Genomic DNA, 26,993 nt, shown 5'->3' on the forward strand with positions numbered 1-26,993 from the left:
GTGAATATGAACGATCTTTCAGAAGTTGAAACAAAGCAGAAGGAATCGGTTGGAACTGTTGAGTCTGTAACAGGGAGGGTTGAAGCTGTCAATTCGCAAGAAGAAGGTCGTGTTCTGAATAAAGGAGGTATTGTTTATAAGGACGACATCATTATGACTTATGATGGCACAATAAATATTAAGCTGGATTCAGGTCAGTCCGTTGTGTTTAATGATAATGCTGTTTTCAGGCTTTCACCGGAAATAGAAGAGCTGAAGCTGGAAATTGAAGCAGAACAGTACGAAATACCACAAACTATTCTGGCTGGTGGTGACCCTTCAGAGCTACTGCCTTCTCCACAGGCTGGCGAAACGAATCAAGTAGATACCACGAGTAATTCTGGGTCTCGTACCCAGGAAATTTTTGATTTAAGTGGTATCAGTGTCCAGCCTGAGGCTGGTTTTGAAACTTCAAACTTTGCAACACTTATTAATGTAGAAACAAATAACATAAGTAATACGCTTGATGAGAACCCACTGGGTGTAGATATAAACGATAACCCTGTGGCGATTGCCGATACCGCCACCGGTCACGAAAATGAACCACTGACCATTGATGTACTGGCCAACGACACGGATATTGACAGCAGCGACAACCCGGCCAACTTCAGTCTCGACAGCGTGGAGATCGTCGATGGCGAGGGGAATCCGTTAAACGACCAGGGGACCGTCAGCGTGGTGAACAACCAGCTGCAGTTCGTCCCCGGCAGTGACTTCGACAGCCTGGCCAACGGTGAAAGCGCGACAGTGACCGTGCGCTATGTAATGTCCGATGACGAAGGGGCAGAATCGACCTCCACGGCAACGATTACCGTTACCGGTACCAATGACGCTCCGGTGGCCAGTGCCGATACCGCCACCGGTCACGAAAATGAACCACTGACCATTGATGTACTGGCCAACGACACGGATATTGACAGCAGCGACAACCCGGCCAACTTCAGTCTCGACAGCGTGGAGATCGTCGATGGCGAGGGGAATCCGTTAAACGGCCAGGGGACCGTCAGCGTGGTGAACAACCAGCTGCAGTTCGTCCCCGGCAGTGACTTCGACAGCCTGGCCAACGGTGAAAGCGCGACAGTGACCGTGCGCTATGTGATGTCCGATGACGAAGGGGCAGAATCGACCTCCACAGCAACGATTACCGTTACCGGTACCAATGACGCTCCGGTGGCCAGTGCGGATACCGCCACCGGTCACGAGAACCAGACGTTGACCATTGATGTACTGGCCAACGACACGGATATTGACAGCAGCGACAACCCGGCCAACTTCAGTCTCGACAGCGTGGAGATCGTCGATGGCGAGGGGAATCCGTTAAACGGCCAGGGGACCGTCAGCGTGGTGAACAACCAGCTGCAGTTCGTCCCCGGCAGTGACTTCGACAGCCTGGCCAACGGTGAAAGCGCGACAGTGACCGTGCGCTATGTGATGTCCGATGACGAAGGGGCAGAATCGACCTCCACAGCAACGATTACCGTCACCGGTACCAATGACGCTCCGGTGGCGAGTGCCGATACCGCCACCGGTCACGAAAATGAACCACTGACCATTGATGTACTGGCCAACGACACGGATATTGACAGCAGCGACAACCCGGGCAACTTCAGTCTCGACAGCGTGGAGATTGTCGATGGCGAGGGGAATCCGTTAAACGACCAGGGGGCCGTCAGCGTGGTGAACAACCAGCTGCAGTTCGTCCCCGGCAGTGACTTCGACAGCCTGGCCAACGGTGAAAGCGCGACAGTGACCGTGCGCTATGTGATGTCTGATGACGAAGGGGCAGAATCGACCTCCACGGCAACGACAACGATTACCGTTACCGGTACCAATGACGCTCCGATGGCGAGTGCCGATACCGCCACCGGTCACGAAAATGAACCACTGACCATTGATGTACTGGCCAACGACACGGATATTGACAGCAGCGACAACCCCGCCAGCTTCAGTCTCGACAGCGTGGAGATCGTCGATGGCGAGGGGAATCCGTTAAACGACCAGGGGATCGTCAGCGTGGTGAACAACCAGCTGCAGTTCGTCCCCGGCAGTGACTTCGACAGCCTGGCCAACGGTGAAAGCGCGACAGTGACCGTGCGCTATGTAATGTCCGATGACGAAGGGGCAGAATCGACCTCCACGGCAACGATTACCGTTACCGGTACCAATGACGCTCCGGTGGCCAGTGCCGATACCGCCACCGGTCACGAGAACCAGACGTTGACCATTGATGTACTGGCCAACGACACGGATATTGACAGCAGCGACAACCCGGGCAACTTCAGTCTCGACAGCGTGGAGATCGTCGATGGCGAGGGGAATCCGTTAAACGACCAGGGGACCGTCAGCGTGGTGAACAACCAGCTGCAGTTCGTCCCCGGCAGTGACTTCGACAGCCTGGCCAACGGTGAAAGCGCGACAGTGACCGTGCGCTATGTGATGTCCGATGACGAAGGGGCAGAATCGACCTCCACAGCAACGATTACCGTCACCGGTACCAATGACGCTCCGGTGGCCAGTGCGGATACCGCCACCGGTCACGAGAACCAGACGTTGACCATTGATGTACTGGCCAACGACACGGATATTGACAGCAGCGACAACCCGGGCAACTTGAGTCTCGACAGCGTGGAGATCGTCGATGGCGAGGGGAATCCGTTAAACGGCCAGGGGACCGTCAGCGTGGTGAACAACCAGCTGCAGTTCGTCCCCGGCAGTGACTTCGACAGCCTGGCCAACGGTGAAAGCGCGACAGTGACCGTGCGCTATGTGATGTCAGATGACGAAGGGGCAGAATCGACCTCCACGGCAACGATTACCGTTACCGGTACCAATGACGCTCCGATGGCGAGTGCCGATACCGCCACCGGTCACGAAAATGAACCACTGACCATTGATGTACTGGCCAACGACACGGATATTGACAGCAGCGACAACCCGGCCAGCTTCAGTCTCGACAGCGTGGAGATCGTCGATGGCGAGGGGAATCCGTTAAACGACCAGGGGATCGTCAGCGTGGTGAACAACCAGCTGCAGTTCGTCCCCGGCAGTGACTTCGACAGCCTGGCCAACGGTGAAAGCGCGACAGTGACCGTGCGCTATGTGATGTCCGATGACGAAGGGGCAGAATCGACCTCCACGGCAACGATTACCGTTACCGGTACCAACGATGACCCCATTATCGAATCTGTCAGTCAATCCACAGCAAGTGTTCATGAGATTAATGAAAGTGATGATTCATCGGGTAATTTGGTGCTTTCCGATGGCGGCCGTTTTACCGTTACTGATGTGGACCTTAGTGATGTGCAGTCGGTGACAGTCACGCCAGCTGATGATAACTACCGCGGAACACTTACACCACTGATCATTGACAATACCACAGGTGATGGACTTGGAGAGGTTGAGTGGGTTTACTCAGTACCGGATGCGGATCTTGGTGACCTGGCTACAGGCCAGACATTAACCCAGACATATACGATCACTGTGAATGATAATAATGGCGGGACTGTTACACAAAACGTTGTTGTTAGTCTGACTGGCAGTAATGATGCTCCGGAGCTACATATTCAGTCTGCTGTTTTGCAATATACCGAAAATGATGGAGCGGTTGCCATCAATGATCAACTTAGCCTGAATGATGTGGATGATCTTTTCATCGATAGTGCTGAGGTCCAGATCAGCGGTAATTACCAACGGGGAGAGGATCTGTTGAGTCTGACTTCTTCAGATACTCCACCGGGAGTCCGGGTGAGCTTTGATGGGCTGGCCGGTAAATTGAATATTACTGCTGAACAGCCAGGTACCATCACTAAAGAGCAGTTTCAGGCAATGTTGGAAAAGGTCACTTATACCAACATCAGCGACAATCCGGCGACCACGCAAAGAACAGTGAGCTGGTCCGTTGGTGATGGTGAGTCCTACAGCTCAGAAACCACCTCCATCATTCAGGTAACAGCTATCAACGACGCACCGGTTTTACGGGATCAGTCCGGAAATCTACAATACAATGAGAATGATGGTGCGGTGATTATAGATAGTAACCTGACTCTGATTGATGTGGATGATACGTATCTGGAGGGTGCGGTTGTTGAGATTACGGGTAACTATCAGCCAGGTGAAGATGTGTTGGGCCTGACTGGTGAGGATATTCCCGATGGTGTTGACGTAAGTTTTGATCAGGAGAGCGGCGCTTTGACGTTGCTGGCGAGGCAGCCGGAAACGATTACCAGGGCGCAGTTTGAGGCACTGCTGGAAAAGGTAACCTATGCCAATAACAGCGATGACCCGAATACTGATGATCGAGTGATAAGCTGGAGTGTCAGTGATGGAGAGGCTACCAGCACGGTGATAACTTCGACCATCGCGGTTAACCCGGTCAACGATGCCCCTCGAACCGATGCACTTCATGCGAACGGTCAGGAAGACGATGGCTTTATTCCCATCATATTATCCGGCAGTGATATCGATGGCCGTGTTGACCATTTTATTATTGATACATTGCCTGAACATGGTGCTTTGTTTTTGGATCGTGAAGGAGCTGCCCGGGTCATTGCTGGTGTTGAATATCCTGCCAGCACAGAACGGTTGGATCTCTATTTTATTCCGGATGAAAACTGGAATGGAGATACCTCATTTCTCTATCGTGCCAAAGACAACCTGCATAGTGTTGACCCTTCACCGGCTGAAGTGTCTATTTCGGTTGCAGCCCATCAGGATGGATCGATAACCCCTCCTGTTGATAGTGATGAACAGCCCAACCGTCTGGTAGCAGGGGAGACTGGTGGTGCTTATACCGGCATTACCGCCCATGCTGAAGATCCTGATCCGGAAGATGTCATTACCTACTCACTGGTTACAGCGACTGATCAGTTTGAAATAGACGAATCAACCGGGGAAGTGTGGGTTAAGCCCGGTGTGGCGTTGGAGGAGGGGGACTATGACCTGGTTGTGCGAGCCGACAGTTCTGACTCATCCACAGAAAATTCAACATTCCGGGTCACGGTGGTTGATGGTGCTGTCGATCGTGCAGTTGTTCATGAAAGCGTTCTGCCAGGAGGCTCTGGCCGTTCAGAAACGGTGTTTGATACCAGTCCAGAGCTTGGACAGGCAGACGGTACCGGTGTCAGTGTAGCCACCGGAAACCTGCTGGTGAATGACCAGGTTCCTGAGCAGACGACGATTACCCATGTCAATGGTGAGGCAGTCGGTGTGGGTGTGGTTTCCGTAAGTGGTCAATACGGTGAGCTGACGATTAATACAACAACCGGCGATTATATCTATCACTTGACCCAGGCGGCGGATCATCAAGACCCGGTGGCAGAAACTTTTTTGTACGCAACCAGTGCGGGTACCGCTTCGCAGTTGGAGGTGACGGTGATTGATGATGAAGCAATCACCAGTAACCAGAGTGTTGATTTGCCCGCCAGTGCTGAACCCGCATATCGTATTGTGGTTATCCTGGATACTTCGGAGAGTATGGTTAGTGCCAAAGCTAATGGTGAAGTGGAATTACCTGATAATGAAACCATCACCACACGGTTGGATTTGGCCGTAGCTGGCGTCTCTTCATTATTGGAGAAGTATTACCAGCAATCTTCTAACGTTCAGGTCAGTCTTGTCACCTTTGACCAGGGGAGCCGTATCATTGATGAGGCAAATGGGCCTGCTGCAAGTTTGGAAGAAGCCTTAGGTCGGTTGGCCAATCTTGATACTCACAGGAAAACAGAATATGCCAGTGCGCTGTCTGAAGGTGAAAAAGCGTTTCAGGAAATGTTTGCAAATGATACTGATGGAGGGCTGGCTCCTGATAACGTTGAGTACATCAGCTATTTTCTGTCGGATGGCGCACCAACGGATGGGGCCGAAGCAGCAGTGAAATCTCAAGAGTGGCAGTCCTTTTCTGCAGATAATCATATTTCATCCTATGCACTGGCAGTGGGTTCCAGTGTCAAGGATCTATCCTATCTGGACAATATTCACACTGTGGATGCGCTGGAAAGTGGCCAGGCTGGGGCTCCGATTATTGTTGCTGACCCCGTGAAACTGGAACAGGCGCTGCTTGATACTGTGCCCAGCAGTTATGGGGGGAGCCTGGTTGCCAGCGAGCATGGCTTTGGTGCCGATGGTGGCAATGTTCATTCCGTACAGTTTCAGTTGGCGACTGATTCGGGCATCAAACCGGTTACCTTTACCTATGATCCGGAAGCCAAAACCATTGCCGCTCAGGGCAACCCGGCCTTGCCCGTGATCATGGGCTCGATTTTGACCCTGGATGGTGACACTGGTTTTGAGCAATGGGGCAAACTGCTTCTGAACTTTGAGACGGGCCAATATACCTATTTTGCCAGGAACAACCTGTCTGGAGACTCATTTAATATTGATTTTGTGGTGGTTGATGGCGATGGAGACAGAAGCCCGGTCAGGACTGCAACGATTAATATTGTTGAGGGCGTTCCAGAGGCCAATGATGATATCGACACCCTGATGCCGGAGCAGGCGTTTATTGAAGGGAACGTCATTACTGGTACCGGTACCGACGGTGGCGTAGCTGCTGGAGACCGGGTGACACCCTTTACGATTGAGGCCTCAGGCGTTGACAGCACGCCTGAAAATACGCGGGTTATCGCCATCAAATATAACGGTGTTACTCATCAAATTACCGAGGGTAGCTCTGAAGCGATTACCTTGAGTGATGGTGGACAGTTAACATTCAGCGACACCGGCTATTATCGTTATGTCCCTGCTCAGCCAGTTGAAAGTCATATAGACCCATCACAGAGAATAGATGTCGATTTTGAGGATTCCTACACCATTAATGGCGTGGAGTTCAGTACGCCGGATACTTCCGTGGTTTTTGCTAATGGCCGTATCGGTGTTCAGGGGCATAACGACAATACCATTGAAGGGCATGAAGACCTGGTGATCGACTTTTCTTCCAGTGAGTACCCCGATGGGGTTGCCAACATCACGCTGGATCTGGTGACAGGTCATGATCGTCGGGCAATGACCGTTACGCTCTTTCGCACCGACGGGGCAGAACTGGGGCAGGTGTATGCCGGTGGCGATGATCAGCCAATGTTTTCGATTCCTGCAGAATACACCAACATTGGTCGTATGGTGATCAGTGCAGGCAGTAGTACATCGGCGAATGCCCGCGGCGTTTTCACCGGTATTGCCTTTGACAAGGTTCTACCCGGTGTGGCTCCGGATGCTCTTGCGGTTGATCAGCACAGCATTGAATACACACTGAGTGACAGTAGCGGCAATACGGATACGGCAACTCTAACGTTGAACACTGTGCAGAATGTTATGACTGGCACTGAACTGAGTGACGCCGTAGACCTTGGGTCTGGCCGTAAACTGGAGGGTACGGAGGCAAACGACTATGTTGACGGCCTTGCGGGCGACGACGTTATTCGAGGTGAAGGCGGTCAGGATATTTTGCTGGGAGGGGCTGGTAACGATACCGTTGACGGTGGGAGTGGTCATGACCTGATTTCAGGTGGAACCGGTGATGATCAACTTTCCGGTCAGTCAGGCTACGATGTTATTCGTGGAGGCTTGGGTGATGACATTCTTAGGGGTGGAACCGGTCAGGATCAGCTGTATGGCGGTGATGGAAATGACACCATCGATGGGGAAGGTGGTTCCGATACGCTTTACGGTGGAAAAGGCAACGATACCTTAACGGGAGGGCATACGGATGGCAGCAGCTCAAACACGTTTGTGTTTGATATTGACGACTTGCTTGATGATCAAACGGTACAGACGGATAAAATTCTCGATTTTGTGGTTGGTGATGTGAACTCTGATCCAACCGCGGATGTTCTGGATATCAGTGCACTGGTTGAGGTAGAAGAAGATGAGCACATGGATGTTGATGCACTGCTATCGACCCTTAATGAAAACGGCGTGAGTGTGGATATTATCGATGAGGATCATGTCACCCTTAATATTGTGAAAAATACGGCTGAAAGCAGTCGGGATACGCTGCACATAGAGCTCCATCATGTTGGCGGTTGGGGGGATCACGATGTCAATGATATGACTGGGCAGGATGTGCTGATGGAACTTATCAATAATGGGCAACTGATTGTCTGATCGGTATACCCGTCGCCTTTTATAGCTACGTGATTGTTTGCATTCACTCGCTGGGTACCAAGTGAACAAAGCACGGTTGTTTTGTTCACTTCGATTCTTGTAGCAACTTAACATCCCTTTGATATAACTGAATCACAGGAGTATGGCTTTGTTTTACTCTAAAAATGTAAAAACTCGGTGTCGACAGTCGTTTGGCTGTCTGATGGTTCTTTCTACAATCGTCATGTCGTCTTCCAGTCAATCAGATACACTGGTTGAGGCCATTAATCAAACTCTGGCGACAAGTCCTGAGATTCTCGTTAAAGCCATTGAGGCTGGCGCCAGGGTTGATGAAATTCGACAGGCGCGTGCAGGTTATTTGCCGGTTGTCGATTTTTCAGCGGCTATTGGTTATGAAAACAGTCGAAACAGTACCACCATTGGCGCATATGATGCCGGTAGTGCTGACAGTAAAGACCAGAAAAGAACGCATCGTGAAGCTGCAGTGCGTGCCAGGCAAATGCTATTTGATGGCTTCGGGGTTCGAAGTGAAGTCCTGCGTCAATCGGCTCGTCAGGCATCAGCCTCTCAAGAATTGTGTTCTCAGGCATCGGATATTGCTTTGAGTGTTGCGCAAGCTTATATCAATATTATGCGCCAGCAGGACATTCTGGAATTGATGCAGGAAAACACACTGGAGCATGCCCGTATTGTTGAGTTGATTCAAATACAGGGAAAGAAAGGGCGTAGTAATGAGGCTGATGTGGCACAGGCTGAAAGCCGTCTGGTTCTGGCGAAGACTAATGAAATCAGTGCAGAGTCTGTACTTAAGGATGTTAAAACGCAATATCAGCGGTTGGTCGGAAATTTACCGTTGTCGTATTCATTACCCCAGGTACCCCCATATATACCGGTGTCCTTGGAGTTGGCGATACAGCAGGCTGTTATGGATCACCCGGTTATGAAACTCGCCAGTGAAGATGTTAAAGCAGCAGAGGCTCAATATGAAGCCAGTAAAAGCACATTTCTGCCTCAGCTTGATTTGGAGGTAGGGGCTAATTGGGATAAGGATGCTAATGGGGGCAAGGGGGATACATACACTCACGTAGCGAAATTAAATGTAACGTATAACTTGTACAATGGCGGTGGGGATAAAGCGCGCCTGAGCCAGACGAGTAAATTGGTCAATGAAGCGATAGAGGTTCGTAACCGAGCCAGGAGGCAGGTAGAAGAAGAGGTTCGATTGGCGTGGATTGCCGTGGATTTTGGAGCTCAGCGCTTATCTCCATTGGCTGAGTATGTTCGTCAGTCGGGAAAGTCGAGAAAACTTTATGATAAGCAGTTTTTAGTCGGTAGCCGGACGCTATTGGATGTTCTGGACAGCCAAAGCGAATTTACCTCGGCAAGGCAGAGTGAAATCAATGCTCAGTTCGACTTGGTGTTTAATCAATTTCGTTTGTTACATAGCACTGGTTCTTTGTTGACAGCACTTAATGCAAAACTCCAGTTTGAGAATCAGTGTGGCTTGGCGGTAGTCCATGTAATGTAGTTGCTGGGAGTTGCTCCTAATGTTGTTCAAATAAGCTCCCTTACAGAACATAAATGTTCCGGCAGCTATAATTAAGCGATAGATAATGAGTAAATAGAGTAATTATGGCTATGAAAACTACTTATGAAAGCCCTGTTGCATTTGAAACCGACCTCTCTGCCGATTTGCTCAGCAAAGCCAGAGCGCTGCATGTGGATGTCCATGCCGTGATTCAACGAGCGGTGGCAGCGCAAGCGAACCTTTCCGACATTGAACGACAGATCGCCCTTGCCTGTGAACAGCAGAGCAGTCAGATTTATCATCATTTGATTGACAGTTACCCCCTGAAAGAGGTCGGCATCAGGGACTGTTACCGAAAGAGCCGGTAACTTCATCAACATAGCCTGCGCCTCATTCAGTCACGGTATGCGTGCTGTACCGGTCTTTTTTGCTTCAAGTGATACCCAGGTTTGATTCGTTGATCATTTCACGGAGAGACTCGTTGATTGCCTGTCAGGCTACAGGCCTCATGGGAGGCGTGCATTTGTATTCATGGGACCAGGGAGGCAGCTGTGTTGCTCTGCTGTCTGATCCGATCCGATGTCTTCTTTCTTCCTCTCTATCCATAACGGTGGGATGTCTACTATGTCCATTTTTGCGCAATACCAGCAACGGTATGAAGCGGTTCAACAGGAAGAGCTGAGTCTGCTGGATTATCTCAAACTCTGTAAAGAGGACCCGTCGGTCTATGCCAATGCGGCCGAGCGCATGCTGAAAGCCATTGGTGAGCCAGAAGTAATTGATACCGCCCGTGATCCGCGACTGAGCCGCATCTTCTCCAACAAGTTAATCAAACGCTACCCGGCGTTCAAAGAGTTTTACGGTATGGAAGAGGCCATTGAGCAGATGGTCTCTTATTTCAAACACGCGGCTCAGGGGCTGGAAGAGAAAAAACAGATACTTTACCTGCTTGGCCCGGTGGGAGGCGGCAAGTCTTCTCTGGCCGAAAAATTGAAGCAGTTAATGGAACGGGTGCCGTTTTACGCCATCAAAGGCTCGCCGGTGTTTGAATCCCCGCTGGGGCTGTTCAATCCTGATGAGGATGGGGTTATTCTCAAGGAGGAATACGGCATTCCCGGTCGCTACCTCAATTACATCATGTCTCCCTGGGCGGTCAAACGCCTGAACGAATTTGGGGGCGACCTCACCCAGTTCCGGGTGGTTAAGCTCTACCCAAGCCGGCTGAATCAAATCGCTATTGCCAAAACCGAACCCGGTGATGAAAACAACCAGGATATTTCCAGCCTGGTGGGCAAGGTGGATATTCGCCAGCTGGAAGAGTATTCCCAGGACGATCCCGACGCCTACAGTTTTTCGGGGGCGTTGTGCCGGGCCAACCAGGGCATCATGGAATTCGTGGAGATGTTCAAGGCGCCCATCAAAGTGCTGCACCCGCTGCTGACCGCCACCCAGGAAGGCAACTACAACAGCACCGAAGGGTTGGGGGCGATTCCCTACGAGGGGATTCTGCTGGCGCACTCCAATGAGTCCGAATGGCAGTCCTTCCGGAACAACAAGACCAATGAAGCCTTCATCGACCGGGTCAACATCGTGAAGGTGCCGTACTGTGTCCGGGTCAGTGAAGAGGTGCACATTTACCAGAAGTTGCTGGAACACAGCTCGCTGAAGGCCGCGCCCTGTGCCCCGGATACCCTCAAGATGCTGGCCCAGTTTACCGTGCTGTCACGGATCAAGGAGCCGGAGAACTCTTCCATCTACTCCAAGATGAAAGTGTACGACGGTGATAACCTGAAGGACACCGACCCCAATGCCAAGCCATTGCAGGAATACCGGGATATGGCCGGGGTGGATGAAGGCATGAACGGGCTCTCTACCCGGTTTGCTTTCAAGATCCTGTCCAAAGTATTCAACTTCGATCCGACTGAAGTGGCGGCCAACCCGGTACACCTGCTTTATGTGCTGGAACAGCAGATTGAGCAGCACCAGTTTCCGGAAGAAATCCAGGACCGTTACCTCGCCTTTCTCAAAGAGTATCTGACCCCCAAATACATTGAGTTTCTTGGCAAGGAGATCCAGACCGCGTACCTTGAGTCATACTCCGAATACGGTCAGAACATCTTTGACCGCTACATTACCTACGCTGACTTCTGGATTCAGGATCAGGAATTCCGGGACCCGGATACCGGACATATTCTGGATCGGGGCGCCTTGAGCGAAGAGCTGGAAAAAATCGAAAAACCGGCGGGCATCGCCAATCCCAAGGATTTCCGCAACGAAGTGGTCAACTTTGTACTGCGGGCCCGGGCCAACCACGACGGCAAAAACCCCAGCTGGTTAAGCTACGAGAAGATGCGTACCGTCATTGAGAAGAAAATGTTTTCCAATACCGAAGACCTGTTGCCGGTCATCTCTTTCAATGCCAAAGGGTCGCAGGAAGACCAGCGAAAACACGCGGACTTCGTTTCCCGTATGGTGGTCCACGGTTATACCGAGAAACAGGTACGGCTGTTGTCAGAATGGTACATCCGGGTCCGGAAGTCTCAATGATTCCGCACTGACTGACCCGCCCTGTCGCGGACCCATCGCCAGCCCCTTCAGCGGGGCTGATCCACCGAGCACTGCAGCTATCGGGAGAGCGTTCATCATGAGCCTCATCATCGACCGGCGCCTCAATGGAAAAAAGAAGAGCACCGTGAACCGGCAGCGGTTTTTGAAGCGCTACCGGCATCATGTCAAAGCCGCCGTCCAGGATGCCATTGACCAGCGTTCCATCACCGACGTTGACAGTGGCAGTGACGTCACTATTCCCAGGAAAGACCTCAGTGAGCCGTTTTTTCACCACGCACAGGGGGGACACTGCGGCCACGTGCATCCTGGCAACCACGAGTTCCACCGTGGAGACCGCATTCAGCGGCCACCGGGTGGCGATGGACAGGGCAGTGGTGCGGGGCAGGCCAGTGATGGTGGCGAAGGGGCAGATGAGTTCGTCTTCCAGATCAACCGGGACGAGTTCCTGGAATATCTGTTTGATGACCTGGAGCTGCCCAACCTGCTGAGAAAAGAACTGAAAGACAGCACCGACTATCAACTCAAACGGGCCGGGTTTACCACCGCTGGTTCCCCGGACCGGCTGAATATTGTGCGCTCACTGCGGGCTGCCCATGCCCGTCGCATCGCCCTGTCCGGTAAAGACCGGAAAGTGATCCGAACCCTGAAGCGACAACTCAGGGCCATGGAAGTGAGTCCGGACCCTGCCGATCAGCAGCAGGCCACCGCTCTTCGGGAAGAGATCAAGTCGCTCAACAAGAAGCTCAAACGACTGCCGTTTATTGACGATTTTGACCTGCGCTTTAACAACATGACCAAGGTACCCCGGCCCTCCAGCAAGGCGGTGATGTTTTGTGTCATGGATGTTTCCGGGTCCATGACGCAGGAGATCAAGGACATGGCTAAGCGCTTTTTCCTGCTGCTCTACCTGTTCCTGGAACGCAACTACGAAGCCGTGGAAGTGGTCTTTATCCGGCACCACAGTGAGGCGAGGGAGTGTGATGAGCACGACTTCTTCTACGCCCGGGAAACCGGGGGCACCATTGTCTCAAAAGCCCTGCTGCTCACCCATGACATCATTGAACGGCGGTACCCGCCCAGCCAGTGGAACATCTACATCGCCCAGGCCTCGGATGGGGATAACTGGGGCGAAGACTCGACAAAATGTTATGACGTCATCCTGGATAAGCTGCTGCCGGTATGCCAGTACTTCGCCTACGTAGAGATAACCGACCAGCACCACCAGAACCTCTGGTACGAGTACGCTACCATAGCCGAATCTTACCCGGATCACTTCGCCATGCAGCACATCCACAGCTATTCAGATATCTACCCGACCTTCCGGCGTCTGTTTGAAAAAAAGGAGGGCTCTCATGTTGGTCGCTGAAGCACCAGAAAAGCACACCATCCGGCGAAAACAACCGCTGTCCACCGGGTCAGAATGGACGTTCGAACTGCTGGACCTATACGACCGCGAGTTTGCCCGGTTGGCGGATAAATTCCGGCTGGACACCTACCCCAACCAGATTGAAGTGATCAGCTCTGAACAGATGCTGGATGCCTACTCATCGGTGGGGATGCCCCTGATGTACAATCACTGGAGTTATGGGAAAACCTTTCTCAATAACCAACAGAACTATCAGCGGGGGCGGATGGGGCTGGCTTACGAAATCGTGATCAACTCCAACCCCTGCATTGCCTACCTGATGGAAGAGAACACCATGCCCATGCAGGCCCTGGTGATCGCCCACGCCTGCTACGGCCACAACTCCTTTTTTAAAGGCAACTACCTGTTCAGGCAGTGGACGGACGCCAGCGCCATCATTGATTACCTGCTGTTTGCCAAGCACTACATCGCCCAGTGCGAGGAGAAACATGGCGTTTCAGCGGTAGAGGAGATGCTGGACGCCTGCCATGCGCTGATGAACCAGGGGGTCAACCGCTATGTTCGCCCCGCCCCGGTCTCTGCAGAACAGGAACAGGCACGCTTGCGAGAGCGTGAAGCGTACATCCAGCGCAACCTGAACGATCTCTGGCGCACCATCCCGGTCAGCGAGCAATCACAGTCGCATCAGGATGAACGGTTTCCGAAAGACCCGGAAGAGAACCTGCTCTATTTCATCGAAAAAAACGCGCCGTTGCTGGAGACCTGGCAGCGGGAGATCATCCGCATCGTGCGTAAAGTGGCGCAGTATTTCTACCCGCAACGGCAAACCCAGGTGATGAACGAGGGCTGGGCAACGTTCTGGCACTACCACCTGATGCATGAAATGTACGATGAAGGGTTGATCACCGAAGGCTTTATCCTGGAATTTCTGCATTCACACTCCAGTGTCGTGTTCCAGCCGGCCTTTGATGATCCGCGGTACAGCGGGATAAACCCCTATGCTCTGGGGTTCAATATCTTTCGGGACATCCGCAGGATCTGCGAACAGCCCACGGAAGAGGACCGTGAATGGTTCCCCGATCTGGCGGGCAGTGACTGGCTGGACGCCGTGCACTTTGCCATGAAGAACTTCAAGGACGAGGGATTCATTCTTCAATACCTCTCCCCCCGGGTTATGCGGGACATGCGCCTGTTCAGCATCGATGACAACGACATCAACCCCTATCTGGAAGTGGATGCCATCCATGACGAGCAGGGTTATCGGCAGTTGCGGGAAAACCTGGCCGCCCTATACAACCTGGGCAACCGGGAGCCCAATATACAGGTGTACGACGTGGATGTCCGGGGTGACCGTTCATTGACCCTGCGCCATTACCTGCACCAGAATCGCCCGCTGGACAGGGACAGTACCCATGAACTGCTGAAACATCTGCACCGCCTGTGGGGGTTTGATGTCAAACTGGACTCGGTAGACCAGGATAACATCGTCCAGTACATCTTTATTACGAAAAACACCGGCAGCAAAGAACAGGTTAAGGTGACGTCAAAGAAGCGGATCAACCGCTAGAGCTCACAGGCAGGATGCGTCATAGTGGGGGGGTGCCCGGTGCAGGTTACACCGGGACTTGGTGCTCCAACGCAAAGGTATGTCGATGAACGACGGTAGAATCATAGTTCATCGACCAATAATCGCAACCCCGGTTCTCATACACCGTGCAACTTCCGAGATTGACCGTAGTTGGCACCGGGCAGACCAGTTCACAGGAGCGTAGCGATGCCTGAAGTTACTGCGTATTCTGGTTAACTTGAACACCTATTCTGTTTCATTTGAACACCCTGAACTCCTTACACATTGCCCAGTGTGATTTTTAGACCAGGTGTTCAACTGCGTCCAATTTTCCAAGCTTTTTGCGCATGGATTCGCCTTTGAGTTCAATCCGGTGGGCATTGTGCATAAGCCGGTCAAGAATGGCGTCGGCCAGAGTTTCATCACCAATGCTGGCATGCCACTTCCGGGTGGGCAATTGACTGGTAACCAACGTGGAACCTTGCTCGTGCCTGTCATCCATGACTTCCAGCAGATCGTTCCTTTGTTGCTGCGTCAGTGGTTCCAGGCCCCAGTCGTCCAGAATCAGCAAGTCTACTTTTGCCAGTTGTTTCAACTGCCTGCTGTAGCTGCCATCACCGTGGGCAAGGATCAGTTCATCCAGTAGCCTGGACATCCGATAGTACCGGACACTGTAGCCTTTCAGACAAGCCATGTGCCCAAGGGCGCAGGCCAGGTAGCTCTTACCGGAACCACAAGGTCCGGTGATCAACAGGTTCCTGTACCGGTCAAGCCAGCCTCCTCCAGACAGGCTGGCCATCTGGTTCTGTTTGAGACCTCTGGGGTGTTCATAGTCAATGTCGTGTATCCGGGCAGCCAGTTTAAACCGGGCGCTTCTGAGCAGCCGAGCCAGACGTTTATTGTTTCGCTCTGTTTCTTCCTGCTCAGTAAGCAACGACAGTCGTTCTTCAAAGCTAAGGCTACTGTAGGTGCCCGGCTGGTCCAGCTGTTGATTGAGGGCATCTGCCATTCCGGTCAGTCGCAGTGACCTAAGGCGAGCCAGTGTTTCATTGATCATGTTCGCCTCCGGTTATTGATAGCAAATAGCGCCACGAATATTTTCGTGATCATCATGCAAGGGACCTGTCGTTTGTTTTAACTGTGGCTCCAATGGCATCAGGTCTTTGCCTGACTGGAGGATTGATCGGACATTTTTTAACCGATAACCCCCGATGTTCCTGGCATGGGCGCAGGCGTTGTTGAGTCGTTCAGTTCCATATTCCCGCTGCAGGTTTAGCAGCCCCAATGAAGCTCGATAGGCTTGTTCAGGATGCTCCTTGCTATCCAGCAGTGATTGAATAAAACAATAGACTTCCTGACCAATGTCGTTAGCCCAGTTAAGTAAACGCTCAGGCGTCCAATCCTGATGGTGACGATGTCGTTCCGGCATATGAACTGCTAACGTCGTAAATCCACGTGTGTGCTTGCGAGCGTGGCTGGCCACCACTTTACCGTTAGCGTAGATCGTGACGCAGTGCTCAGTCGCCTGTACTTCTACTTCCTGCCTGGCAAGCTGATGGGGAACCGAGTAGGCGTGCCCCTTGCAGATAATATGATAATCCACATTCACCCGGGCCTTGATAAACTCAGCGAACACAAAAGATTGCTTCGGCAGTGGCTTGAGGGCTGGTTCATCCAGTTGTTCAAACGCACTACGTCGCGTTCCTGGCAACTGCTTAAAGGGCTTCAGGTTCAGTTCGATTAACAGCTCACGTATCCGCAGGTTCAGCTCTGCCAGGGTAAAGAACATTTCATGACGAAGCCTGGCCAGTATCCACCGCTCCACTACCTGTACACCGACTTCTGCTTTGGCCTTGTCTTTGGGTTTGTAGGGGCGTGCCGGAATGACTGCCACCTGGTAGTGACAAGCCAGGTGCTGGTATGATGGGTTGAGATCCGGCTCGTACCGACAGGCTTTGATAACTGCGCACTTTGGGTTGTCTGGCACAACAATTTCTGGCACCCCACCAAAGAACTCAAAGGCCCGTTCATGAGACCCCAGCCAGTCCTCTGTTTTTTGTGACAGAGTCGCTTCAGCGTAGGTATAGTTGGACGCTCCCAGCACTGCCACAAATATCTGGGCATTGTGGGCAATTTCGCCGGTGTCCGGGTTGATGATTGGCATGGTTGGCCCGGCATAATCAACAAATAACTTTTCACCTGCATTGTGCAGCTGTCGCATAGATCGCTTTTGACAACCACGCCACTGATTGTAACGGTGACAGTACTGGGCATAGCTGTAGGCATTGAGGGGGTGGGCCTGACAGTATTCTTCCCAGAGTCGTTGTTTGGTCACTTCCTTGCGCTTCAGTTCCTGATGCACCTCAGCCCAGTCAGGATCAATCAACCCTTTTCGATTGGCTATCGAGGCATCGGGAAACAGCGCCTGAATAAGCTCAGGCTCAGATATATCCTCTGCCAGGGGCCAGCTTAATTCCGATTCCTGAAAGGCCTTAACGTAGTTGGATACCGTCCCCACACTGACCCGTACACTGCGGGAAATTTGTCGGAAGCTGAGTTGGCTGCCAAACCGCATCCGGAGTATTTCTAGTAGCTTACGCATGGTAATCCTGTTTTCTGTCATGGCCGGTTCCCTCTCTTGGTACAGATAAGAACGGCCAAAGTTATGGAAAATCAATGCATAAGAAGATATTTGTTAGCTGTATTAGACCGGTTTATGGTCTGTTGAACAGCGTTTCTGGAAGCTTGAACGGTGATTCTGGAAATCATCAAAAAGTGTTCAAAAGAAACCAGAATAGGTGTTCAAGTGTTACCAGAATGGGTGTTCAAGTGTTACCAGAATGAGTGTTCAAGAGTTACCAGAATATGCAGTTACCGCCAACATGCTGAGACATGCCGCCATGAACCTGATGGTGCAGAAAAATTACACTCACGACGAGCTGGCGCAAAAACTGTCTTATCTCTCTGATAACGATGAACTCATCCTTGATGTGCTTGACCGGCTGGAAAAAGAGCGGCTGTTGAGTAATGAGCGCTACGTGGAAGGCTTCATTCAGCACAGAGCGGCCAAAGGGCAAGGCCCTTCGCGCATTGCCCAGGATCTGGAAAAAAAAGGCATTGAGCCGGAGATGATTGTCGATGCCCTGAAAGCGTCCGGAATTAACTGGCAGGACCTGGCAAAATGGGCTCGTGAACAGAAGTTTGGTCACAAACACCCGGTATCCTCCCGGGAGATCAATGAGCAAAGAGAATTTTTGCACAGCCGGGGCTTCCCACCCGAACTGCTGGCCACTCTGTTTTGATGATCAAATGAGCAGTGTCGTTTTGTCTTGTCCGTCGACGAACACCGGGCATGATGCGCAGAAACTGACTTAATACTTCCGGTTATGACAGGCCATGTTTTAGTAAAGCAATAATCTCAAAAAAAAAAAAAAATAATAAACGACATTGCTATAGTTAAATTCACTGGAATTACGATGGAATCGTGGTGTTATTCTGATACCTCCGTTGGTCAACCTGCGATTTATCGGCGATGACCCACTTGGCGAGGGCCAGCGAGACCATCGGTGAGATCAGAAATAATGACCTGTCCATCGGATTCCGGTACCTAACGCTTGCCATTTGAGAGTATCGACATGACGGCCTCAACATTGAAAGAAGCGGCAACCGGCATCAAACCTGCCGAAAAAAACGAATTGGCCCAGAAACTGGTGGCTGCCTACAGTGAGCAGCAGGCTATTGTGAACCAGATCAAAGCGGCCCGGTGGAACAATCAGGGAGCTCGTGCTGCTGAGTTTGCGCAGCTGCTGGCGGCTGCGGCTCCGGAAGCGGCCTGCCAGCCCTCCCAATACCAGGCTCGACAAAACCAGACGGTACAACCCTTCCCACCATCGTATCAGATTGCTGAGCGTATCAGCGTGTTCGGGCGTCGTGTGCCGTCGGACTACAACGAATTGTTTGAGTACTCCCGTATTGAAGACCCTCAAACCCAGGAGACGTATCAGAACGCTGAAGCGATAGCGAAAGCCTGTGAAACGTTCGCTCAGACCGCCCGGCATACCATCAAGCTGGCCCAGCAGGCAGACGACCCGGTCACAGCGCAAGTCATGACGGCGCAACTGCAAACGGCCGAGCAGCTGGCGACGCAATTGAGACGATTTGAGTAATGACGGGTAAGACAGATTAGGGGTCAATGTAGGTTCATAAGGGATTCCGGTGTTGGTCTGCAGTCCGCACCGGTTTTTTTTCCACCAAGGCGAATTGGCATTGAATGCTACCTGTTTTTAATGCGTTCCGTGAAACGCTGGTCTTTCAATTTAGGATAAATATATGATTCGTAATACTTTATTAGCCACGTCATTAATTGCAACACAAGTCTTTGGATCTTGTTTGTATATGGAATCTTTTACTACTAAAAATGATGGCCCTATTTCCCAGCAAGAGTTGGTTGAGAGTGAGTGTAAAGTACGATGTAGTGAAGAAGGCGGTGTATGGAGTGGTTACTGGAATAGTAAAGGTGATGGTAACTCTGTTTGCCAGTGTTTCAAGTTGCAAAAATTTTCAACCTTAAATGATGATCCGATCTGGAATAACGATGACGCCAATAATAAGTGTCCTGAACGCTGTAGTAATGAAGAGGGTTCTTGGACCGGAGGTTGGTGGACAACAGCATGGGGAAAAAATTCTGTTTGTGAATGTACCAAAAAATCAATATCCGTAGTTTGTGATGAGAATGGAAATTAGATTTTTTTTAGTTGTCTTTGAGTTTATTGGATCTAATGCGATGAGTAAAAGTGATTGAATATTCATATTAATCATGTGTATTAAGTACTTGGTCATATGAAATCGAATATTTCTGGCTTAGTGGCTTGTGACCCTGCATGGCTAAGCAGAGCGAACATAGCCGTACCTGTGTGATCTTAGCTGTAAAGCAGTAGAACGGCTGATCATTGGGTCAGAATATTTAATTTCATATAGCAGGGTGCTTAGTTGGTAAAATTTCCTCCGAAGTTATCATTTCAAAGTTTGTGAGTAGTTTATAAAACGCGTCTACTTCGTATTGCTTGGCACAAAAAGGCTACGTTCTAAGCTTCGCCTTATCTAAATTCGTCTTTATGGGGCCTCTATGATGTCTTACTGGAGATTCATTCGGTTTATAGCTCCTTTTATTTTTATCATTCCCCTTCATGGAGCAGAGTTAGAGTCGCTGCCAGCAGGTTTTTTTAATAAGCAGTTTAATGCTCTGATTCGGCAGACTCACCCTCACTGGTGGGGAAATTGGAATTTAAGCCCAAGCATAACAATTGGAGCAATTGGTATTATTGATACCAACACAGGAACATTTCGAAGTGCCGGTGTTGAACTGGATAATATTACAATGTCTTGTACACAGCTATCAGAATCTATGGATTTATCCAACGGCAATGTTCGGCAGTCTGGAGGTGACTTATTGGGTGTTGTTGACGCTGCTGGTTCTTCTGGTTCCGGAGAAATAAGTTGGCAATTCAGTCGTGCAGGGGCCATGATCGCTAAATGGCAGCTCACTGAGCATCGTTTTATGAATTATCCGGTTGAAACCCTGAAAGAGTCACTGGATACGTTGAAGTTGGTGGCAGAAAATCAAAATATGCTATCGCCGGATGGCATAGCACAGCGTTTTGGTGTCATCACCTCGGTCATCTATGCTAAGAGTGGCTTGTCGATCGGCTCTCGATCAAAGCATTCAGATTTTCAAATTAGTGGTGATGTAAATGTCTTAAATAGTTTATTCAGCCGTCAGCGAGTTCGGCAAGGTTATTATAGTGTTAAAAGCAGTGGCCAAATCGCCAGTGCTATTTGGCCCTCTGAACCTGGAACAAGCGTAGATCCTGTTCCAATTGCTTTTACTTTTGCATCATTGGATGGAGAAAGAGTTATTCCAAACTGGACTCAGCCCATCAATAACTTCAAATTGAACTTAAGTAACCATGGCTCATACATTGTTAACGTTGAGCTGGATTATCGAACTCCACAGGGAAAAGTATCACGAGATGATACACTGACAGCATTATCCAGTATCCATTTTGATGACATACCACTTGATGCTACGGATTTGAATCTCAAACTGGATTTTGTTGAGATTTTTAGCAATACAGAGCGTCACTTTCGTTGGAGATCACCCTTGGGTAGTTGGGCAACAGGGTGGAGGCATATTGGTATTAGTGGGTTTTGGCCAAAATCCCCAGTTGTTACGGTAAAAGAGGAGAAGATGAGTATGTGATTGGAATTACACAAGGAAAATGAGAACCTGATTACCACTTAACCTCAGCCATTAGGCAGAGTACTTATCAATATTTGAAGAGATCCAAGCGTCCTTGAATAACTCTTGAAATAAGTTTATGAAATAAAGGTGATTTGTTATGTATTCATTAAGTTTTTTTAGAAACACAATTTTCGTTTACCTATTTGGTGCGATTCTTTCGCTAGCTCAGGCCGGCACACCGGGTAATAGCGTTCTGGAAAAAAATAATGATTCTGTCTATATACCTAAAGGCTCTAATGTTCAAGTGTCCATTCATTCCAAGAGTGCCGGAGCTCAACAGGTTAGGATCAAAGATTCGTCAGGTGCTGTGGTGTATGATGAGCAGATTTCTCGCTATTCCGGTACTGACACTGTATACAATGATAAAGGGCATCATGTTACTGGCAAAGTAGGTGCATTTACAGTGTCCAGTGGTGGTTTTTTCACTATTGAATTTTTGCATCCCTATGGTGGTACTCTTAATCGTTATATGAAAAGTACCGCTAACTTTGTTCCTGAAGGAAAATATGGATTGAGAGGAACTGTTCACCTTTATAAGGGTGAAGACTGGAGGGATAATGATTACAATGATTTGAATGTTTCTCTCTGGATTGACGCTACTGCGGGAATCTAAGTCAGAAAATAGTTATCTCTTCTTTGTCATAGAATTTTCTTGAGCTGGGTAGGCGAGTGAATGATTAGCCTTGTCTTCTTAAACTCGCCTTCTCACTTTATCTCGATCGTGAAATAGGGAGTTACATGGCTGATTCCAAAAAATATCGCATGTTTTCTGACACTGCTTATCAAAGGTGCTTCTAGCCTGACCCAGCCCACCCTGGCGTTTGTAGCCGTTGATTGGTCTCACCCCATATTTGAGCCTGAAGCACATGTAAAACTTCGGTCACTGTATGCTGATAACCTTTGCCTGACAAACCAGAATGGACGGATTATCGGTAAGGCGTGCGTACCCAATAATCGCCATCAAACCTGGGGGCTTGATGCTAAAGAACGTTATAAAAGCCGAAGTGGCAACAACCAGTGTTTGGGTATAGATGATAATAACGGCCTTTATGTCGACACCTGTAATGAAAATCTGAGTCAGAAGTGGTATTGGGAAGATGAAAAACTGGTCTCTCGTAAAATAGACGATCATGGGCATAATCTGGTTTTGCAATGGCACGGTGAAGAAAGCGATCAGATCGAAGTCATTTCTGAACCTTTGTCAGATGGCCTGGATTCGTCATGGCGAAATGAATTAAGTGTGTTGATGTGACTGTGGCCTTTAAGGAAACTGCGAATAAGTCCCTTTTTCCAAAGGCAGTGTCAGTAATACCAGGGGTTACCGAAGGTGAGAGCGGACTTATTCGCACCTTCCTTAACAAGTAGCTGGGCATATGGCATCGAATATTTCTGGTTATTTGATATGGTATTGTTTTTTGGGGTGAATGACCAAAAGAATAACTCTGTCTAATTTTTTGGCTCGTTCGTGTGTTCATTAATTATGGAAGTTAGGGGATAAAAAATTAGAGGCAACTGTCAAAACAGCGAATTAAACGGTAATGAATATAAGTTAACTTTTGGTGGGAATAATGCAGCTTCATAGTTATAGTCGCGCTGGTATGTCATCGTTTATAGATGGGCAATGCGAAACCGCTCGCCTTATGAAGACTGAGGATCGCCGCTTTCTTGGTAAGAGTTTAAGTACTAGAGGTGATTTTTTTCGATTTATTAGTGATTCTAGAAACAAAGGTTTGAAATTGGGAGATGTTGTCACCAGTGTACAGGGGCAAGGCATATTCGACAGAAAACTAAAAATACAGAAAGAAGATGGAGTTGATGAACTTGATTGTGTCGATGCTGCTGGAAGACCAGCTGAATATAAAGCAGAAAATAGTGCTGGTTTCGGAAATGAAAGAGAATCGTTATTTCCCAGAATGGAAAGAGAACTGGGTGAATTGAAGAATTTATTTACACGATTACTCGCATCGGAGAGTGTACATAGGCCGAGTGATGTGGGTGTGGTCATTGGTTTGACAGAATCCACTATACAGCAAGAAGGTGGACTTGATGGTGTCGTTGCTACTGGAAGACCAGCTGAATATAAAGCAGAAAATAGTGCTGGTTTCGGCAGTGAAATAGAACGGTTATTTACCAGAATGGAAGGAGATTTGGATGAATTGAAGAATTCATTTACACGATTATGCACATCGGAGGGTGAGCATAAAGCGAGTTATGTGGAAGGGGTTATTGATTTGGCAAAATCGACTGCGTCCACCTTGGATAATTTCAATTTAATAATAAGCTCTATTGATAGTAAGGATAGTAATAAAGAAAATATAAAATTTACGGAATCGATGATTGACTCTCTTGAGCGTATTTACAATACAGTTTTAAGTGATGCTGTAGTTGTTCTGGTTAAATTGAAATCTCTAGATGAAGACATTTCTCTTGTTGAAAAAGCTGAGGTTGATTTGCTAATTGGTAAATTAGAGAGTTTTAAACTTGATTCTTTATCCAGGCAATATAAGGATGGAAGAATAAGGAGAATTGCTTTCGCTTTGGAGCCATATAAGACACCTCTAATAGAAGCAGGCGTGTTGACTACTATGAGTACTGCCATTGCTGCAAATTATAAAGGGCTCGCCGACAGCCTTTCTAAATGTTTGGATCAGAGTAAGCGAGGTTGCGAAAATGAATATGCCCTGCTGTATGGTCCTCTTCTACTCCTTGGCTTTACTGTTCTAATTGTTATTATAGAAAGGTGTTGTAACTCAAAGTGCTTATCTAGAGATCGTCATTCGGGTAGAGATTACCCAAGAGATGGTTTAGAAGAAGTTTAAATATATTCAATTAGTGAAAAATTACTTTAGTCGTGATGTATGATGCTTATCAATGAAATATTTCCTGCGGTGGAATCAGCCAGCAGAGCGTGGCGAATGGCCTTTAATTCTGGTGATCTTATCGGATTTTCCGCTTTTTATGAAAAAAATGCAGTATTACATATTTCACCTTTTGGTTCTTATTCAGGTGTCGATGAAATCAAGGCGTTTTGGCAAAGTTTGATTGACCAAGATTTCAAAGTACTGGAGTATTTTGGTATTCAGATGACGAGGGTAGCTGATGACCAAATCATATTGCGAGGTAGCTGGACGATGAATAAAGCAAGTGGTTTAATCCATAAAGAGTTGTGGGCTTTACAGGATAATGGTTATGTTTTAATGCGTGAAGCCGAATTAGAAGCGGTCGTCTAATGCGTTATAGATTTGGCTAGTTGGTAATGAGTATCGATGTGGACTCTCTCTGAATGATTGAAATAATAGAACTCTATTTTCACAGCTACTATAGGAACACCTCTTATAATAGTTAGTTCTCGTCCAAAAACACAACCAATTGAAAACTGTAGATTTTATCCTGAAAAATTAAGTGGAGCCCTACTGCTATCTGGCGACTAAACTTCCCAAGAGCAAGAAACATAAGGGATTGCCAAAAACAGAGGACTCCAAATGCGCAAAAAACGCAACCCGCAGTGTAGTATGGAACTCCATTACGTACCTCATGAAATCTGCTCCCAGCTTTCCGGTATCTCGCAATGGCTTGACGCCCATCCACAGTTCAATGACTGGATTTATGAGGACTTAAGTTCTGGTGATAAACAGAACACTGGGCGGAACGGACTATCAGCAGAATCCGTTCTTCGTGCGGCACTCCTGAAACAGTATTTGAATTGTGATTATGACTACTTGTCGTTTGTTTTGATGGACTCCATGCTCTTTCGAGACTTTTGTCGCCTCGAACCAAACCAGCGCCCCAGTCGCTCCAGTTTGCATGGGCTCATCAGCCTTCTTACTGCATCTACATGGGAACGGATTAATAACTGTCAGCTAATGACCGCTAAAGATCAGGGTATTGAAAAAGGGCGCACTGTGGCTATTGACAGCACAGTCACCGAATCGGATATCAAACCTCCTTGCGACAGTGATCTTTTAGCCAGTTCCGTTAAAGAAATTTGTCGGCTGCTGGAACGGGGACAAACACTGACAGCGACACCGCTTTATGATATACCCATCACAACCGAGCCGTAAAAGATGCGGCCAGAAAATGCATCTACGCTGGCAAAGAAGAGCGGCATCAGCATTATAAAAAACTGCTGCAGTTGACCCGAAAATCCCGGAAGGTACTTATCGAAGCTACTGTCACGCTAGCAAACGCCCGTCAGCAGGGCAGTGTCTCCTGGCTGATGATGCCGACAAGTGGCAGGCCGATGTGGATCACCTGTTACCCCTGGTGGATGCAATAGTCTCCCAGACAGAGCGCAGGGTCTTTAAGGGTGAAAAGGTGCCAGCCCAGGAAAAAGTGGTTAGCCTGTATGAACCCCATACGGATATCATCGTAAAAGACAGGCGGCAAGTACAGTATGGCCATAAACTGAACCTGGTTCAGGGAAAAAGTCGATTGATCCTGGACCTGGTTATTGAGGAAGGTAACCCAGCGGATTCGGACCAATTCATTCCGATGATGGAAAGACAAAAAGAAATTTATGGTCGTGTACCTCGCCAGACAAGCGGTGACGGCGGATACGCGTGTCGCGCTAATTTGGAAAAAGCCAAGGCCATGGGAATCAGCGATGTAGCTTTTAATAAGAAGCGCGGACTTGAAGTCGAAGAGATGACTAAAAGTCAGTATGTGTATAAAACGCTCTTTCGCTTCCGGGCAGGTATTGAAGCGGGAATTTCGTGGCTAAAGAGATGTTTTGGGCTATCACGTTGCCACTGCAAGGGTTCTGAGCGTTTTGATTCTCATTGCTGGTTATCGGTGGTCTGTTACAACCTGGTGATTCTGGCCAGACACCCGGCACCATCCTGATAGCCACCTCCACGCTACATGAAAGTACCTTTCCAGCATGGTGGGAGGATGTTTTCTGCCTGCTTTTCGCGTTTTTCTCCAATATCCGTCCCAGATTAGAGAAAAAAAGGGGAAGAGTTTTTGCGGCTCTCTGGAATTTCAGGAAATATCAAAACGAACGTACAATCTAATTATGATTGCCTGATGCGTTTTTGGACGAGAACTAGTTAACTGTCATGCCCGCTTCTGCTATTTCCAGCTCTACCAAAAGAATCGTTCTGCAAATTGAAGTTTCTATAGATTAAGGGAACATGCTGAATCTTGAAGATGGCTATGTTGTCGTTAGTGGTTGAGATATTCGTAATCTTTTATTCACTGCGCCCCATTATGGGAATTCGAGTATTAAGACCGATTATATTCCACGAAAACAGAAATAACCGGTTTAGCCATTATTCACTAAGCCTGATATTTTTACAGTTTATAAATATCATGGCTCACTGTACACAACAATTTTCATGAAGCCTTCTCCCACCTGACTTCAAATAGCAGCTCCACTGCTCCACATATTTCTTCCAGCCATTTATCAACGTGATGGAGAATTCTGGCAAGATAATCCAGTCCTGTACGGAAGATGGATTGCGCTTTTCGGCCATGACTTTTTAGCTTGACCGGGGTTGCATCGTTTATCCAATCTCCCGTCTTATAT

Annotated in this window: 16 protein-coding genes and 1 pseudogene; 15 read left to right on the forward strand and 2 right to left on the reverse strand. The window is 49.0% G+C overall.

Annotated elements, in window-relative coordinates:
- Positions 1-6 precede the first annotated feature (6 nt).
- The 6 genes from MJO57_RS07865 (at position 7) to MJO57_RS07890 (ending at position 15,165) form a co-directional block, all read left to right on the forward strand.
- A complete protein-coding gene (locus MJO57_RS07865) occupies positions 7-8,136 on the forward strand; it encodes an Ig-like domain-containing protein (protein WP_252024288.1) in 8,130 nt (2,709 codons plus the stop codon).
- Between the two features lie 142 nt (positions 8,137-8,278).
- Positions 8,279-9,664, forward strand: a complete 1,386-nt coding sequence (locus MJO57_RS07870) for a TolC family outer membrane protein (protein ID WP_252024290.1) — start codon at positions 8,279-8,281, stop codon at positions 9,662-9,664.
- Positions 9,665-9,774: 110 nt separating this feature from the next.
- The gene (locus tag MJO57_RS07875) at positions 9,775-10,032 is read left to right on the forward strand and encodes a hypothetical protein (RefSeq protein WP_252020653.1); all 258 of its coding nucleotides are present in this window, start codon (positions 9,775-9,777) and stop codon (positions 10,030-10,032) included.
- 256 nt (positions 10,033-10,288) lie between these two features.
- Positions 10,289-12,211 carry a PrkA family serine protein kinase gene (locus tag MJO57_RS07880; RefSeq protein ID WP_066017856.1) on the forward strand — a complete coding sequence of 641 codons (1,923 nt, stop codon included), beginning with the start codon at positions 10,289-10,291 and terminating at the stop codon, positions 12,209-12,211.
- A gap of 97 nt (positions 12,212-12,308) precedes the next feature.
- Positions 12,309-13,598, forward strand: a complete 1,290-nt coding sequence (locus MJO57_RS07885; protein WP_252020654.1) for a YeaH/YhbH family protein — start codon at positions 12,309-12,311, stop codon at positions 13,596-13,598.
- Positions 13,585-15,165 carry a SpoVR family protein gene (locus MJO57_RS07890; protein WP_252024291.1) on the forward strand — a complete coding sequence of 527 codons (1,581 nt, stop codon included), beginning with the start codon at positions 13,585-13,587 and terminating at the stop codon, positions 15,163-15,165. The genes MJO57_RS07885 and MJO57_RS07890 overlap by 14 nt, the downstream gene beginning before the upstream one ends.
- Before the next feature lie 301 nt (positions 15,166-15,466).
- On the opposite strand, the gene istB is transcribed toward MJO57_RS07890, so the two are convergent.
- Both istB and istA read right to left on the reverse strand, forming a co-directional pair.
- A complete protein-coding gene (gene istB, locus MJO57_RS07895) occupies positions 15,467-16,222 on the reverse strand; it encodes an IS21-like element helper ATPase IstB (RefSeq protein WP_252017309.1) in 756 nt (251 codons plus the stop codon).
- Positions 16,223-16,234: 12 nt separating this feature from the next.
- Positions 16,235-17,788, reverse strand: a complete 1,554-nt coding sequence (istA, locus tag MJO57_RS07900) for an IS21 family transposase (RefSeq protein ID WP_252017310.1) — start codon at positions 17,786-17,788, stop codon at positions 16,235-16,237.
- A 175-nt stretch (positions 17,789-17,963) separates the two neighbouring features.
- Between istA and MJO57_RS07905 the strand changes: the two genes are divergently transcribed.
- From MJO57_RS07905 to MJO57_RS33185, 9 genes and pseudogenes are all read left to right on the forward strand, one after another.
- Complete coding sequence (locus MJO57_RS07905) at positions 17,964-18,467, forward strand: regulatory protein RecX (RefSeq protein ID WP_252024292.1); 504 nt, start codon at positions 17,964-17,966, stop codon at positions 18,465-18,467.
- Positions 18,468-18,800: 333 nt separating this feature from the next.
- Positions 18,801-19,331: a hypothetical protein gene (locus tag MJO57_RS07910; RefSeq protein ID WP_066017860.1), complete on the forward strand. Its 531-nt coding sequence runs from the start codon at positions 18,801-18,803 to the stop codon at positions 19,329-19,331.
- A gap of 163 nt (positions 19,332-19,494) precedes the next feature.
- A complete protein-coding gene (locus MJO57_RS07915; RefSeq protein WP_252024293.1) occupies positions 19,495-19,908 on the forward strand; it encodes a mannan-binding lectin in 414 nt (137 codons plus the stop codon).
- A 382-nt stretch (positions 19,909-20,290) separates the two neighbouring features.
- Positions 20,291-21,424 (forward strand): hypothetical protein, encoded by a 1,134-nt coding sequence (locus MJO57_RS07920; RefSeq protein WP_252024294.1) that lies wholly within the window; start codon positions 20,291-20,293, stop codon positions 21,422-21,424.
- A gap of 139 nt (positions 21,425-21,563) precedes the next feature.
- Positions 21,564-22,079 carry a hypothetical protein gene (locus MJO57_RS07925; RefSeq protein WP_252024295.1) on the forward strand — a complete coding sequence of 172 codons (516 nt, stop codon included), beginning with the start codon at positions 21,564-21,566 and terminating at the stop codon, positions 22,077-22,079.
- A gap of 234 nt (positions 22,080-22,313) precedes the next feature.
- Positions 22,314-22,718 carry an RICIN domain-containing protein gene (locus tag MJO57_RS07930; RefSeq protein ID WP_256493333.1) on the forward strand — a complete coding sequence of 135 codons (405 nt, stop codon included), beginning with the start codon at positions 22,314-22,316 and terminating at the stop codon, positions 22,716-22,718.
- Between the two features lie 388 nt (positions 22,719-23,106).
- Positions 23,107-24,285, forward strand: coding sequence for a hypothetical protein (locus MJO57_RS07935; protein WP_252024296.1), 1,179 nt, complete (start codon positions 23,107-23,109; stop codon positions 24,283-24,285).
- 96 nt (positions 24,286-24,381) lie between these two features.
- Positions 24,382-24,696: a nuclear transport factor 2 family protein gene (locus tag MJO57_RS07940; protein ID WP_252024298.1), complete on the forward strand. Its 315-nt coding sequence runs from the start codon at positions 24,382-24,384 to the stop codon at positions 24,694-24,696.
- A gap of 252 nt (positions 24,697-24,948) precedes the next feature.
- A pseudogene (locus MJO57_RS33185) lies at positions 24,949-26,308 on the forward strand (ISNCY family transposase).
- Positions 26,309-26,993 lie beyond the last annotated feature (685 nt).

The sequence above is a fragment of the Endozoicomonas sp. SCSIO W0465 genome, from assembly GCF_023716865.1.
Taxonomy (GTDB): Bacteria; Pseudomonadota; Gammaproteobacteria; order Pseudomonadales; family Endozoicomonadaceae; genus Endozoicomonas.

Bases quoted from the DNA above. Each gene is read 5' to 3' on its own strand.
- MJO57_RS07865 (WP_252024288.1), top strand. From the start codon at position 7: ATGAACGATCTTTCAGAAGTTGAAACAAAGCAGAAGGAATCGGTTGGA.
- MJO57_RS07870 (WP_252024290.1), top strand. From the start codon at position 8,279: ATGGCTTTGTTTTACTCTAAAAATGTAAAAACTCGGTGTCGACAGTCG.
- MJO57_RS07875 (WP_252020653.1), top strand. From the start codon at position 9,775: ATGAAAACTACTTATGAAAGCCCTGTTGCATTTGAAACCGACCTCTCT.
- MJO57_RS07880 (WP_066017856.1), top strand. From the start codon at position 10,289: ATGTCCATTTTTGCGCAATACCAGCAACGGTATGAAGCGGTTCAACAG.
- MJO57_RS07885 (WP_252020654.1), top strand. From the start codon at position 12,309: ATGAGCCTCATCATCGACCGGCGCCTCAATGGAAAAAAGAAGAGCACC.
- MJO57_RS07890 (WP_252024291.1), top strand. From the start codon at position 13,585: ATGTTGGTCGCTGAAGCACCAGAAAAGCACACCATCCGGCGAAAACAA.
- istB (WP_252017309.1), bottom strand. From the start codon at position 16,222: ATGATCAATGAAACACTGGCTCGCCTTAGGTCACTGCGACTGACCGGA.
- istA (WP_252017310.1), bottom strand. From the start codon at position 17,788: ATGACAGAAAACAGGATTACCATGCGTAAGCTACTAGAAATACTCCGG.
- MJO57_RS07910 (WP_066017860.1), top strand. From the start codon at position 18,801: ATGACGGCCTCAACATTGAAAGAAGCGGCAACCGGCATCAAACCTGCC.
- MJO57_RS07915 (WP_252024293.1), top strand. From the start codon at position 19,495: ATGATTCGTAATACTTTATTAGCCACGTCATTAATTGCAACACAAGTC.
- MJO57_RS07920 (WP_252024294.1), top strand. From the start codon at position 20,291: ATGATGTCTTACTGGAGATTCATTCGGTTTATAGCTCCTTTTATTTTT.
- MJO57_RS07925 (WP_252024295.1), top strand. From the start codon at position 21,564: ATGTATTCATTAAGTTTTTTTAGAAACACAATTTTCGTTTACCTATTT.
- MJO57_RS07935 (WP_252024296.1), top strand. From the start codon at position 23,107: ATGAAGACTGAGGATCGCCGCTTTCTTGGTAAGAGTTTAAGTACTAGA.
- MJO57_RS07940 (WP_252024298.1), top strand. From the start codon at position 24,382: ATGGCCTTTAATTCTGGTGATCTTATCGGATTTTCCGCTTTTTATGAA.